Source organism: Caldisericaceae bacterium (assembly GCA_036574215.1).
Taxonomy (GTDB): Bacteria; Caldisericota; Caldisericia; order Caldisericales; family Caldisericaceae; genus Caldisericum.
Map to the genome: position 1 here is coordinate 1 of JAINCR010000085.1, position 13158 is coordinate 13158.

Genomic DNA, 13158 nt, shown 5'->3' on the forward strand with positions numbered 1-13158 from the left:
ATGTTGATGATGGAAGTGGATATTTTAGTGGAAATAAAAACAGGATAGACGATTATCGAAAGAAGGCACTGAATAAAGGGTATATACCTTATGCAGCAAAATCTCACAGAGAATTAGATGAACTTAATACCGTTGAGGGGGTTCAACCATGAACATACATACTTTACTAACTGGTATGTGGTTTGGTATTGTTTACTCGAATGTTTACTAACGTTTGCACTTCGCATACATGTGGAAGGTTAAATAAAATGTGAAGGAGGATTTATAAAGTGTGACATTTGGTATGGGCAAAACAAAAATCAATGAATAAGTTATGATACATATGATACTCTTATATTAGAATAAGGAGAGTGGAATATGTTGAAGAAAAAACTATTACCTCTGCATACTGATACTATGAGAATATTGATAAGAGCTTCAGAGTTCAGTAGAAAGCGTTGAAGCACAGTTCAGGCTAAGGGTAGTAGAGTTTTCAAAGAAGTATGGCGTTAAAGCTTCTCAGGATGCCTTCAGTGTATCAAGAGCAACAATTGTGAGATTGAGGAGGTGTCTAAAAGAATCACAAGGGAGACTTGATAGTCTCATCCCCAAGTCAAGGAGACCTAAGAAGGTTAGAAATATGTGAGATGAGTGAGATAATTACCTTCATAATAACTTTAAGGGAAGAACATCCTAGGATAGGGAAAGAGAAGATAAAAAAGTTCCTTGATGAATACTGTAAGAAGATATAAATAAGGTCAATATCTTCACCAACAATTTGTAAAGTAATCAAAAGATATGGGAAAACCATCACTCTTCTAAGTTAAACTACCATAATCCTCAGAGTGGTTCACAAAAAGGAAGGTAAACTACAGAAGCAAGGTAAGGCACTCTCCAAGATGTAAAGAGGTAGGTATCATTAAAATAGACACAATCGTGAAGTTCATCCAGGGGATAAGAAGATATATTCTTAATGCGATTGATAATCTTAACAAGTTTCAGTTCGCACTTGCCTTTAAACAATCAAATAGCAAGAACACCGTTACCTTCTTTAAGAAGCTTGAAAGTGTCTATCCTTATGAAAATGAAATCCATGTTGTTCTGAGAGATATTGAGAGAGTTCCAAGGCTTGTTTGATGAGTATCTTAAAAAAAGAAATATTAATCATAACTTTATTTATCCAAGATGCCCAAGGATAAATGGCTTCGTTGAAAGAGCAAACAGAACACTGCAGGAAGAATTCATAGCTCTCCATTTCAATCTTTTGTTAGAAGACATTGAAAAATTCAATAGAAAGCTTATAGATTATCTTGTATGGTACAATACAGAAAGACCTCATGAAAGTCTAAATAATTTGACACCGATAAATTTTTGTTAAAATACTATCCGGAGTCTCAAATGTATGTAACTTATACAACTACTTGTAAATTTTAGATGAAGTTATTGAAATTACTGAGATAGGAGGTAAAGATGGCAACATTAAGATGCACAAAATGTGGGAAGACATTCAAAAGTTGGTTTGTTAAAAACTATGCACATGTAGGTTTAAAGAGTGGAGCGGGACTTTCTTGGACATTAGTTGTTTGGCCATTTACATTAAGAGTTTATGCAAAGTGTCCAAATTGTGGAGAAATTACATGGATGGAAGTTTTAAAACCAAAAATTTTTGGAAGAAGTAAGGAAGTGGAAAAATGAACGATACAAGAATGAGAAAGATTGTAACTGTAGCACTTTTAACCCTTGCTATTTTGCTTTTTGCTATTTTTTCTATTGATCTTATCCATTCTAAAGTTTCTCTCCCTTCTAATAAGACAATGGCAAATGAAGGACGTTTTGTTGCATATGGACTTGAATGGGTAATGTTTCTTCTCTCTATTCCTGTCGTTATTTCTCTTTTATTAGTCGTATATCTTATTTCTCCACTAAAGGGAAAGCTTTCTATAGTAGTAAAGACATTGTCTTTACTTCTTGCTATTGTAGGATTTGGAGGAACTATTTTTCTTACTACTTCTGCAATTCTCAATAATCCACCCTTAGGAAGAGGAATTATCTCTGGCTTACTTACTATTCTTCAAACATCTCAATTTTGGATCATGGGAATACTTGCTATTGTTGTATTCAAAAAAGATAAGTTTGATAATATTGAAAAAAGAGGCTATAAATTAGGAGTAGTAATCCTTGCTTTAATAACTGTATTTTTAGCATTAGGATACATTGCAACCATTTTGGCTGTTAATATATCGTAATATATTAACTTGCTAAATGGATTAAAAAGAAGGTATAAAATGAATAACGGAAGAGTAAGAAAGATTGGAGCATTGGTAATTTTAGGTATAGCTATTATAATTTTTGCAATTTCTTCTATCCTTCTTATCAAATTTAGGCTCTATCTACCCCCTACCTACACAGTGTCAAATGAAGGACGTTTTGTTGCGTATGGCGTCATGAAATTTGTTTTTCTCCTCACCATCCCTATCGTTATCTCCTTATTATTAATAGCATATCTTATTTATCCCTCAAAATCTGAGAAGCTTTCTAAAACAGCAAAAATATTATGTTTAATCCTTGCTATTGTTGGATTTGGAGTAGGTATTTTATTCGTTGTCCTTACGATTCGTAATAATCCGTCACAATACGGTAGTTTAAGAACCGTGTTAATTTCTATTCTCTCACCGTTGCCGTTCTGGTTAATGGGGATCTTATCTCTATTTACATTTAAGAAGATAGGTTTAAAAACATACGAAAAAGAGATATAAGCTAATATTTTTGGTAAGATTGAATGGTGGTAGAAGATGAAACACGTAAAAAGAAAATTCATTATTTTGATTATAATTTTGGGGATAGTATCTTTCTGGTTTATTTTTAATCCTATTGGAAAGATTAGCATACACTCATTTGGCTTCACTGTCTATAGTGGTATCCCATATCCGTATGCTGATCTCATTGTAGATTCGTCTTCAATCTTTCCAAGAATAAGGGAGACAAAATCTCATTGGATTTCTGAAGAAGAATTTTACAAGATTATAGGAAATAAATTAGATGCGTGGCCTGAATATGTGATTATTGGAACTGGCTATGAGGATAGAGTAAAAGTTTCTCCTGGTATTTTAACTCGTGGAGCAAATCCAATAATTAAAATTTTGCCTACTCCTAAAGCAATAGAACTGTTTAACAAACTTAAATCTGAAGGGAAAAGAGTAATAATTATAATGCATTCGACTTGTTAAACGTGTCAACTCTTCTCCAAAAGAAAGTCAGCCAAAAGGAGAAAATATTAAATTCCTTTTTAAATACTTCCCACCTTTTTTTCATTGGCTTACAACGGATAGTTTAATTGGCTCTTCTTACTTGTAAGATAACTTGGTCTGCCGGTTCCTTTTATGAATTCTAATGAATTGTTAATTGTGTGCTAAAACCCTCTTTTTTGCATTCCAATTAGTATCGTGTTAGAAACTTTTATAACTTATACGTAAGAAAACTCAGGAAAGTCGTCAGAATAGACAAAGAAAAGATAAAGATACGATTAAAAATTTACAGTGCAAAGGATACATATACAATGGTAATGGATATCAATACAAGGTTTGATTTTTCCAAAGCAACTAAATTAAAGGACTTAAAAATACGGCAAAATTCTTTAGAAAACTCGAAGAGGTATAAAACAATTTAACTTGAAATTCTTAGATTATCTCACCTCGCACAATACTAAGAGAGTTCATAAAGGATTGGATAACAGAGTTGTTTTTAAAAAAATTCATTATAATAGAGTGATAACCTTAACTAGATTGCAGGTTACAAAAAGGTAAGGAGGTATAAAATGGATATTGGAAGGGGTAAAAAAATTGTAGCAGTAGTATTTTTAGTTTTGGCTATTGTGACTTTTGCTGTTAGTTCTATCCGTCTTATCCAGTCTAAAGTATCTCTTCCTTCTATCTGGACGCCAGAAAATGAAGGACGTTTTGTTGCGTATGGCCTTGAACAGTGGGCTTTTCTTTTCGCTATCCCTATTGTTATTTCCCTATTATTAATAGCATATCTTATTTATCCATCAAAATCTGAGAAGCTTTCTAAAACAGCAAAAATATTATGTTTAATCCTTGCTGTTGTTGGATTTGGAGTAACTATCCTTTTAACTACTTCTGCAATTCTTAATAACCCACCTTTCCCACAGAACATTTTATATGGCTTAGCTACTCTTCTTTGGACATCGCCATTCTGGATAATGGGAATTTTATCTATTTTTGTATTCAAAAAAGATAGGTTTGAAAACATAGGAAAGAAGAGTTATAAGGTGGGTGTGGCAATTCTTACCGCAATAACTCTACTATGGGTATTAGAGGTATTAGGAGTGGATATTATTGGAAAGATTATGCATTAGTAAAATAAGAAGAAAATTTACAGATAATTCCTCTTTTTAAATGTGCTTTAGTTTTTTACCCTTTAAGGATTCATCTAACTGAGGATTAGTTCAAAAATTATTTAGCCTTTTTCTTAAGAGAAATTTTACCGTTTGTAAGCAAATATCTTAAAATTTGTCTTCCTTCTCTTAAAGTTATCCCCAGTTCTTTACAAATTGTGGGAAAATCTTTTCTTCCATCAATTTTGTTGTAGAATGCGATATTTTTATCTCCAAAAATTGGTGTATTTACCGCAAAATAACCAGTTTCTTTCAAGGGTATAACATTATCTTCTTCTTTTAGAACGTCTTCTGTTTCGGGCTCAAAAGTAATAAGTCCTTTATCAAATAGTTGAAGAAGTGTTTCAATGGTTTTCATTTCCCCAAATGGAGAGTTAGTTAGAAGTGCAAGTAAAGTTGTAGGTTCTCTTATTAAAGAAAGTAACTTCCACTCCTCAGGGTTCATCTTCACTTCTTCTCCACTTATTTCACCAATATCAAACACCACATCATAACTTGGAAATTTTTTGCGGATTTCTTCCCACCTACTTGCGATGTTATCAATGTCATTTGTCAATGTTTGTAATGTTTTTGCAACATTGCTTTCTTTTACATCAGTAGTCATTATAAACTCAAACTTACCAGATGTAAGTCCACAGGCTTTTTGAAAAGAAGAAACAGGGTCTTTATCTCCTTCTGCATTAATAATGTTGCCATCTTTAAAATAAAGGAATATGTGAATAGAATCAGAAAAGATTTCAAGTTTCCCAGTTCCTTTCATAGAGGAAATAAGATTTAAAATTCCTTTTAAATTAAGTTCACTTAAATCACCTGTTAGTGCCATTTTTTCCTCCTTAAGTAATCTTCTAATATATATTATACTCAAATTACATTAAAAATTTTAGTAAAAAGTGTCTTTCTTTAAAATTTGTAATATAAAAAATGGATGTATAATATTTTAATGAATGAAAAAATAAATTTTGTAATTATAACAGGTTTAAGTGGCGCAGGTAAAACCAAAAGCGTTGGAGTGCTGGAAGATTTTGGCTATTATTGCATAGATAACCTTCCTCCAACTCTTATTAACGATTTTTTAAAGATTGTTTCAAAAACTTTCGGCAATATAAATAAGGTATGCGCAGTTATTGATGTAAGAAGTAAAGACTTTTTTGAGCAATTTCCAAAGATAGTAGAAGAATTACGCAAAAGGGATGATACCTCCTTAAAAGTGATCTTCCTTGAAGCATCCGACGAAACACTTATTAAAAGGTTTTCAGAGACAAGAAGAAGGCATCCTTTTAACGATGATGTTTCTTCTCCATTACCTCACAAGATAAAAGAGGAAAGGTTAAAACTTACCCCAATAAAGGAAATTGCTGATGTAGTAATTGATACAACTCATTTTACAACCCAAGACCTAAAGGCAAAAATTAGAGAAATTTTGACACTCGAAGGTAAAAAAGCCTTGAAAATTCTCATTACAACTTTTGGTTATAAATTTGGTATTCCTTTAAATTCTGACCTTGTAATAGATGTTCGTTTTATCCCAAACCCATTTTATGAGGAAACATTAACACAGTATTCAGGCCTTGATAGTAAAATTCAAGAATACGTTCTTAAGTTCAAAGAGACTAAAGCGTTTATCGATAAACTTTTAGATTTTCTTCTTTTCCTCGTACCCTTTTACATAAGGGAGGGCAAATCATACCTTTCGATTTCTTTTGGTTGCACCGGGGGAGTTCATAGGTCAGTTGCACTTGGAGAGATCATTTCAAAAAGGTTGAAAGAATTTGGTTATGATGTAAGCATATTCCATAGGGATCTTAAAAATGAGAATAGAGAATAGTAAACTGAGATTTTTTTTACCAGGTATTGGTATCAAAAGATACATTCTAATGATTATTATAGGAGTGCTTTTAGTTATCTATTCGGTCTTTTTGTTTCTTGTAACTATAACCCAAAACGAAAATTTCTTGTCAAATTCTCTTTATATTGGAAAATACTTGGATACTCCTTTAAAAAACCTTATTGTTGAAATAATTGCACTTTTGTTAATTTTAACAAGTTTTATTCTGATATTTTTTGGTATTTCTTTATTGATTAAATCTATAACAAGAGCGCTCATCCCTGATAAATCAGATGATGAAATCATGGCAATGCTATTTGAAAGAAAAAAAGATAGTCTTAAAAAGAAGATTGTAAATATCGGTGGTGGAACTGGGACAACATCGGTATTAGAAGGTTTAAGAGGTAAATTTCTAAAGATTGCTGCGGTAATTACCGTTGCAGATTCAGGCGGATCTTCTGGTAGGTTAAGAGCAGAGCTTTCTATACCCCCTCCTGGAGATATACGGAATTGCCTTATTGCCCTTACAGAAGAAAATTCCTTAGCAAGAAAAATCCTTTCTTATAGGTTTAAAGCGCAATCTTCCTGTTTTGATGGCCATAATTTGGGGAATATTCTCATTGCAGGGCTTACAAAAATTACAGGCGATTTTAGCGATGCTGTAATAAAACTTGCAAAATTATTAAATGTTGAAGGCGTTGTAATGCCATTCACAAAAGAAGAGGCAGTTCTTTGTGCAGAGTTTGAAGATGGCACAGTTGTTGAAGGAGAAAGTGAGATCACGGAAAGTTTTAAAAAGATAAAACGGGTGTTTCTTAAAGATCCGCAAATTAAACCCTACTTGCCTGCCTTAGAATATATAAAAGATGCTGACGTTATTGTTTTAGGTCCAGGAAGTTTATTCACAAGTATCATACCCCCGCTTCTAATTCCTTCAATTGCTGATACCATTAGATACTCTAAAGCAACCGTTGTGTTTATTGTAAATGCAATGACAGAACATGGAGAAACCGATGACTTTAAAGCTTCCGACCATGTGAAGGAGATAGTGAAAATTTTAGGTGAAAATGTTATTGATTATGCAATTGTAAATACGAAACAGTTTAGTGCAAGTTCTTTAGAGAAATACGAAAATAGTTCTTCTTTTCCTGTTGAGGCAGATTTAGAAAATATTAAAAAGTTAAATATAAAAGTTATTACTGGGGATTTTGCAACCGAAAGAGGTGGTCTCATACGTCACGATCCAGTTTCCATAGGCGAAATAATAATGAAAATAGCCTACAAGAAAGTTTGAACGTCAGAGTAAAAAGAGAGCTTTCCTCGGTAAAGAGTGATAGTTTTTTTGAACTCCTTGGTTTTGTTATTGCCAATGCAAAGAAAATTTATTCTTCAGATTTGATGATTGGATTTTCTTCAAAAGAATTATTCATTATAAGAAAAATTATCTCTATTTTTAATGAAGCTCATATTGATAGAGCTTCGGATATTCTTTCGAAAGATCGGTCTATGTATAACGTTTTCTTTTTGAATCCTTCAGACGATTTTAATAGTGATAAAATCATGGATCAAGTAAGGAAAGCAAATACAAAAGAGAAGAAAGCATTTTTAAGGGGTGTGTTTTTAGGTTGTGGTATAGTTTCAACTCCACCATCTTTTCACCTTGAATTGAGATTTGAAAAGCCTTCAGAATGTATTTTTGTTTCCCAAGTCATTTCACATTTTAAAATAAAGCATTCTACAAAAGTTGACAAAATATACATTTCAGGAAGAGAAAACATAAAAGAGTTCTTTTACGTTATTAGTGCAAATAGTGCGTATTTAGAACTCGAAAAAGACGCAGCTGTTAAATCTATTTCAAATAATGCAAATAGAGTTGCAAATTTTGAGTTTGCAAACCTAAAGAGGCTTACAAAAGCTGCTTCATCACACCTACAAACCATAAAGTCTCTTTTAGAAAATGGAGTTCTCGATAAACTCCCATCTGAATTGAGGGAAGTTGCCTATTTGAGATACGAATTTCCCTACTTATCCTTAAGGGAACTTTCCAACATCTCAAATGGTAAATGGACGAAACAGGAAATATACTACCGCTTGAAGAAGTTAAAGGATTATGGAAAACAAGAATAAGATTAAGCAAACACTCAAACAAAAATTTCTTCCGTATCTTATACTACGTTCAAGAGTTTTTGCACTTCCAAATATTGAAATTAATAAGTTTATTGATGATTTAATCCAAAATAATCCGTTTGTTGACGAGGATGACGTTGTTGTTTATGATGAGTTTGATTGGGTGATAGATGAAGTGGAGGATAATTTGTATGACTTTCTAAAAGTGCAGGTTGATGCTTCTCCTATCCCCGAAGATATTAAAGAAGTTTCAAGTCTTATCATTGACTACCTCAATGAATTTGGATTCCTTAGCGCTCCCAAAGAAGAGATCATGCAAAAGTTAGGTGTTAAAAAAAGGATTTTTGAAAAAGCACTTAAATTTGTTCAATCGCTTGACCCTCCCGGCGTAGGTGCAGAAGATGTAAAAGAATGTCTCATCATTCAGTTAGAAAGTGATGGAAATCTTTCTAATCTTGAGAAAAACATCATACTTGATTTTTTTGATGAACTTTTAAAAGAGGATTTTAAACCTATACTAAAAAAGTTTAAAGTAAAGGTAGATTTTATTAAGAGTTTAAGAGAAAAACTTCTAAACCTTGATGTATGCCCTGGGTCAAAATTCAAAAATCCACATTTTATAAGACATTTGCCCGATGTTGTCATAGAAGAAGATGGCGGAGTTTACAGAGCGTCCATTAATAACGCCTCAAGAAGGAAAGTTTTACTTATCGAAAGTTATGCTAAGGTTTTAAATAAATTGGAAAATAAATTGACTAAAGAAGAATTTGAAAACCTATTGGATGAAGCACGTTGGTCTTTATCTATCATAGAGGAAAGGGATAAACTCCTTGAAAATATTTGTAATAGAATCGCCTCTTTAAATACCGAATATTTTAAAACAGGTGATGGTCTTAAAAAATTTTCTTTAGAAGAATTTGCTTCTGATACCTTTGACTATTCTTCTCTTTCAAGACTTATTCAAAATAAGTATATTCTTACTCCGCGAGGCTTGTTTCCTTTAAGGTATTTTTTTAAACATAAAAATGAAAAATTTGATGAAGAAGCCATTTTGAGTAAACTTAAAGAGATTATCGATAACGAAGATAAAACAAATCCTCTTACAGACGAAGAGATTGGAAAAATCTTTAAACAAATGGGAATTGACATAAAAAGAAGAACTATTGTAAAATACAGATTAAAACTAAAAATCCCAAATTCGAACAAAAGGAAGTCAGGTTGATGATAATTTCTTCTTCTGCACTGTAATATAATGAAAAATATAACTATTGACTGTAATTGGTTTTTTGATACAATTAGAGGATTAACTGAAAAAATTATTAGGAGGTAAATATGTCGAAAGTAGCGATTAATGGTTTTGGACGTGTAGGACGTCAAGTTTTTAAAAGATTAACGGAAGTTTATCCTGAGATTGAAATTGTTGCAATTAATGATCTTTTTCCACCAGATCAACTTGTTTTCTTAGCAAAACACGATTCCAACTATGGCACATGGAAAAAGGACATTAAACTTGAAGGCACTGACCTTGTAGTTGATGGTAGAAGAACAAAAATGTTTGCTGAAAAAGACCCTCTTAACCTTCCTTGGAAGGATCTTGGTGTTGACATTGTAATAGAATCGTCTGGTGCCTTTACGAAAAGGGAAAAGGCAATGCTTCATATACAGGCAGGTGCAAAAAAGGTAATCATTACCGCTCCTGCCGAAGGAGAAGACATAACAGTTGTGCTTGGCGTAAATGAGCAGTTGCTTGATATGGAAAAACATGTTATCATTTCAAATGCTTCCTGCACAACCAATAGTATTGCTCCTGTTATTAAAGTTATTCACGATAAAATTGGTATTGAAAAAGGTTTTCTTGTTACAACACACTCTTACACACAAGACCAGAGGCTTCTTGATTCTCCTCATAAGGACCCAAGAAGAGCAAGGTCTGCTGCAACAAACATTATTCCAACTACTACAGGTGCAGCAAAAGCAGTTGCATTAACAATTCCTGAATTAAAAGGAAAACTGCACGGGTTTGCCTTAAGAGTTCCCACACCTACAGTTTCAATTTCTGTTTTTGAGGCAGTTTTAAAAAGAGACAGCACAAAGGAAGAAGTCAATGCCTTCCTTAAAGAAGCATCTGAAACTTATATGAAGGGAATCCTTGGTTATACAGAAGAGCCTCTTGTATCTTCCGATTTCAAAGGCATTACTTACTCTGGTGTAGTTGATGCATTATCTACCATGGTAGTTGATGGTAATCTTTTGAATGTGGTTAGTTGGTACGATAATGAATGGGGTTATTCGTGTAGAGTTGCTGACTTAACAAAATTAGTCGTTGAGAAGGCAGGATACTAATAAGGAGGTAAAATGCCTAAAAAGACTCTAAAAGACGTTGATGTGAGAAACAAGAGGGTTCTTGTAAGGGTTGATTTTAACGTGCCCATAACAAAAGATGGTAAAGTGCTTGATGAATTTAGAATTTTAGGAGTTTTGCCTACGATAAACTATCTAAGAGAACACAATGCAAAAGTAATTCTTATGAGTCACCTCGGACGCCCAAAAGGATTTGATGAATCTTTAAAAATGGACCCCATAAAAGATGTCCTTGAGAAACTGGGGGGCTTTAAGGTATATAAACTTAACGATTGTGTGGGGGATGAAGTTGAGTCTTTTATAAATGAATCTTTAAGTCCTAAGGAAGTGGTTTTACTTGAAAATCTCAGATTCCATAAAGGAGAAGAAGATAACGACCCTGAATTTGCAAAACAACTTGCAAGCCTTGGAGATATTTTTGTGAATGACGCTTTTGCAACTGCGCATAGAATTGCTGCTTCTACTGCAGGAATTACACAATATTTGCCTTCTGTTGCAGGGTTGTTGATGGAAAAAGAGATAAACACCCTTACTAAGATTCTTGAAAATCCCGATAAACCTTATGTTGCTATCTTAGGTGGAGCAAAAGTGTCAGATAAAATTGGCCTTATTAGAAACCTTATTTCTAAGGTCGATAAAATACTCATAGGCGGAGGTATGTGTTTTACCTTTCTTAAGGCACTTGGTTATGAAACAGGAATGTCACTCTGTGAAGTTGATAAACTTGATGTTGCAAAAAATCTTTTAGAAGAGGCAAAGAAAAAAGGAGTAAAGATTGTTTTGCCAGTTGATGTTGTTGGAGCAAGTGAAGTAAAAGAATCAGGTTATGCGGGTATCTTCGATATTGAAGAGATGCCGTCTAACCTTATTGGTGTAGATATTGGACCAAAAACCGTAAAACTCTTCGAAAACGAAATAAATGGTGCAAAAACACTTGTTTGGAATGGTCCTCTTGGAGTTTTTGAGATTGAGAAATTTAGCGAAGGAACATACGAACTTGCAAAATTTATAGGTAGTTTGAAAGGAGTTATAACAGTCGTAGGTGGTGGAGAAACTGTTGCTGCCTTTAGAAAATTTAACTTACAAGATAGTATAACGCATCTTTCAACAGGTGGTGGAGCCTTTTTAGAGTTCCTTGAGGGTAAGGTTTTGCCAGCTGTTGATGCCTTGGAAGATTTAGGTTAAATTTTAGTAAAAATGTTTTGTTTGCCCACTGCAAGTTGCAGTGGGTTTTTCTTTTTTAGCGGTTTTTTCAAAAAGTTTTACAAAAATGCTGCAAACCCCTTGAAATTTATTTTTAAATCTATATAATAATGTGGAAGGAAGAAAAAAAATGAGCACATTTGCGATTGTATTGGTTGTTTTAGACTTAGTTTTTGCCTTGGGTACCACCATATCCATTTTATTAATGGATCCAAAAGGTGCTGGGCTTGGTGCTATTTCTGGTGGGGCAACTGTTTTTCATAATAAAACTGCTAAAGATATTTTATTAGAGCGTTTAGCTATCGTTTTTGGAATACTATTCGTCCTTACAACAGTATTTTTAAACGTTTTCAAAGTATTTTAAATTAATATGCTGGGATGGCGGAATTGGCAGACGCGCACGTTTGAGGGGCGTGTGGGCACCCCCGTGTGGGTTCGACTCCCACTCCCAGCACCATTTGGGCGGATAGTTCAACGGTAGAACGCTTGCCTTACACGCAAGAAGTTAGAGGTTCGAATCCTCTTTCGCCCACCATGTGCCGAGGTAGCTCAGTCGGTAGAGCAGTGGACTGAAAATCCACGTGTCGGCGGTTCAATTCCGTCCCTCGGCACCACTTATAACCACGACTAATATTTTTTATAGAATCAAGAGAGATAGGGTTTAAGCCCTCTATTTTTATTTCCAAGTTAGAAGTTTGATATTTTAATCCTACTTTTCCTATTTTCTAGTCAGGATTATTAAATTGTTTTGTATTCTTTTCTATTTTAAAATGACGTTTGTCAATTTTTGATTTTTGTTTACCTTATCTTTAGCTTAAAAAGATATTATTTCATAACGTGCTTTTCCTATTTTTAAATTGAAAACTTTTGGTCATAACTATAAATTTATGAATTCACAAGTTTGAAATACTCTAAATTTAGATAAGAATTCTATTTCAATGCCTTACTTAAAAGCTATCAAAACTGTAAATCAGGTATTGCTTAAAACGTGGCTAACTATCTTCTACTCAAAACTCTTTTATGGGTAAAAATTCGCAAAATCTATTTTAGCACTTATTATTTTGTTCAGATCTGTAAACTTACGGTTTTGAGTGTTAAATAGGTAATATGTGGGTAAGCCGTCTTTTGTTGCAGCACCAATCAAGATGTCTTTACCGTTAGTAGAAATTTGGCATTGAGCTCCCGTAATGAAATCTACAAAATTTTCCTTTATCTTGAATTTTGTTCCATTTGATACATCCAATAGATA

At 33.3% G+C, this 13158-nt stretch carries 16 protein-coding genes and 3 tRNA genes; 17 read left to right on the forward strand and 2 right to left on the reverse strand.

Annotated features, from left to right (window positions below):
* Positions 1 to 915: 915 nt before the first annotated feature.
* From K6343_05305 to K6343_05335, 7 genes are all read left to right on the forward strand, one after another.
* The gene (locus tag K6343_05305) at positions 916 to 1116 is read left to right on the forward strand and encodes a hypothetical protein (protein ID MEF3245379.1); all 201 of its coding nucleotides are present in this window, start codon (positions 916 to 918) and stop codon (positions 1114 to 1116) included.
* Entirely contained in the window at positions 1091 to 1357 is a 267-nt protein-coding gene (locus K6343_05310; protein ID MEF3245380.1) for an integrase core domain-containing protein, read from the forward strand. The genes K6343_05305 and K6343_05310 overlap by 26 nt, the downstream gene beginning before the upstream one ends.
* 92 nt (positions 1358 to 1449) lie before the next feature.
* Positions 1450 to 1674: a hypothetical protein gene (locus K6343_05315; GenBank protein MEF3245381.1), complete on the forward strand. Its 225-nt coding sequence runs from the start codon at positions 1450 to 1452 to the stop codon at positions 1672 to 1674.
* Entirely contained in the window at positions 1671 to 2225 is a 555-nt protein-coding gene (locus K6343_05320) for a hypothetical protein (GenBank protein MEF3245382.1), read from the forward strand. Before K6343_05315 ends, K6343_05320 begins: the two co-directional genes overlap by 4 nt.
* 39 nt (positions 2226 to 2264) lie before the next feature.
* Positions 2265 to 2735 (forward strand): hypothetical protein, encoded by a 471-nt coding sequence (locus K6343_05325; protein MEF3245383.1) that lies wholly within the window; start codon positions 2265 to 2267, stop codon positions 2733 to 2735.
* 36 nt (positions 2736 to 2771) lie between these two features.
* Positions 2772 to 3206 (forward strand): MTH938/NDUFAF3 family protein, encoded by a 435-nt coding sequence (locus tag K6343_05330; protein MEF3245384.1) that lies wholly within the window; start codon positions 2772 to 2774, stop codon positions 3204 to 3206.
* Between the two features lie 587 nt (positions 3207 to 3793).
* The gene (locus tag K6343_05335) at positions 3794 to 4354 is read left to right on the forward strand and encodes a hypothetical protein (protein ID MEF3245385.1); all 561 of its coding nucleotides are present in this window, start codon (positions 3794 to 3796) and stop codon (positions 4352 to 4354) included.
* A gap of 97 nt (positions 4355 to 4451) precedes the next feature.
* Here K6343_05335 and K6343_05340 read toward each other — a convergent pair whose 3' ends face one another.
* Entirely contained in the window at positions 4452 to 5216 is a 765-nt protein-coding gene (locus K6343_05340; protein ID MEF3245386.1) for a DUF4388 domain-containing protein, read from the reverse strand.
* A gap of 117 nt (positions 5217 to 5333) precedes the next feature.
* On the opposite strand from K6343_05340, the gene rapZ reads away from it, so the two are divergent.
* The 10 genes from rapZ (at position 5334) to K6343_05390 (ending at position 12523) form a co-directional block, all read left to right on the forward strand.
* Positions 5334 to 6218, forward strand: a complete 885-nt coding sequence (gene rapZ, locus K6343_05345; GenBank protein MEF3245387.1) for an RNase adapter RapZ — start codon at positions 5334 to 5336, stop codon at positions 6216 to 6218.
* Positions 6202 to 7512, forward strand: coding sequence for a uridine diphosphate-N-acetylglucosamine-binding protein YvcK (gene yvcK, locus K6343_05350; protein MEF3245388.1), 1311 nt, complete (start codon positions 6202 to 6204; stop codon positions 7510 to 7512). The genes rapZ and yvcK overlap by 17 nt, the downstream gene beginning before the upstream one ends.
* Positions 7509 to 8345, forward strand: coding sequence for a DNA-binding protein WhiA (gene whiA / locus K6343_05355; protein MEF3245389.1), 837 nt, complete (start codon positions 7509 to 7511; stop codon positions 8343 to 8345). Before yvcK ends, whiA begins: the two co-directional genes overlap by 4 nt.
* Positions 8329 to 9567, forward strand: coding sequence for a hypothetical protein (locus K6343_05360; GenBank protein ID MEF3245390.1), 1239 nt, complete (start codon positions 8329 to 8331; stop codon positions 9565 to 9567). Before whiA ends, K6343_05360 begins: the two co-directional genes overlap by 17 nt.
* A gap of 110 nt (positions 9568 to 9677) precedes the next feature.
* Positions 9678 to 10688, forward strand: a complete 1011-nt coding sequence (gap, locus tag K6343_05365; protein ID MEF3245391.1) for a type I glyceraldehyde-3-phosphate dehydrogenase — start codon at positions 9678 to 9680, stop codon at positions 10686 to 10688.
* A gap of 12 nt (positions 10689 to 10700) precedes the next feature.
* A complete protein-coding gene (locus K6343_05370) occupies positions 10701 to 11891 on the forward strand; it encodes a phosphoglycerate kinase (GenBank protein MEF3245392.1) in 1191 nt (396 codons plus the stop codon).
* A 148-nt stretch (positions 11892 to 12039) separates the two neighbouring features.
* Positions 12040 to 12273 (forward strand): preprotein translocase subunit SecG, encoded by a 234-nt coding sequence (secG, locus tag K6343_05375; protein MEF3245393.1) that lies wholly within the window; start codon positions 12040 to 12042, stop codon positions 12271 to 12273.
* An 8-nt stretch (positions 12274 to 12281) separates the two neighbouring features.
* Positions 12282 to 12366, forward strand: a tRNA-Leu gene (locus K6343_05380).
* A 3-nt stretch (positions 12367 to 12369) separates the two neighbouring features.
* Positions 12370 to 12444: transfer RNA gene (locus tag K6343_05385), tRNA-Val, on the forward strand.
* Positions 12445 to 12447: 3 nt separating this feature from the next.
* A tRNA-Phe gene (locus K6343_05390) sits at positions 12448 to 12523 on the forward strand.
* Positions 12524 to 12927: 404 nt separating this feature from the next.
* Here the strand turns inward: K6343_05390 and K6343_05395 are convergent.
* The coding region (locus K6343_05395; GenBank protein MEF3245394.1) for a hypothetical protein at positions 12928 to 13158 on the reverse strand (231 nt) is incomplete at its 5' end.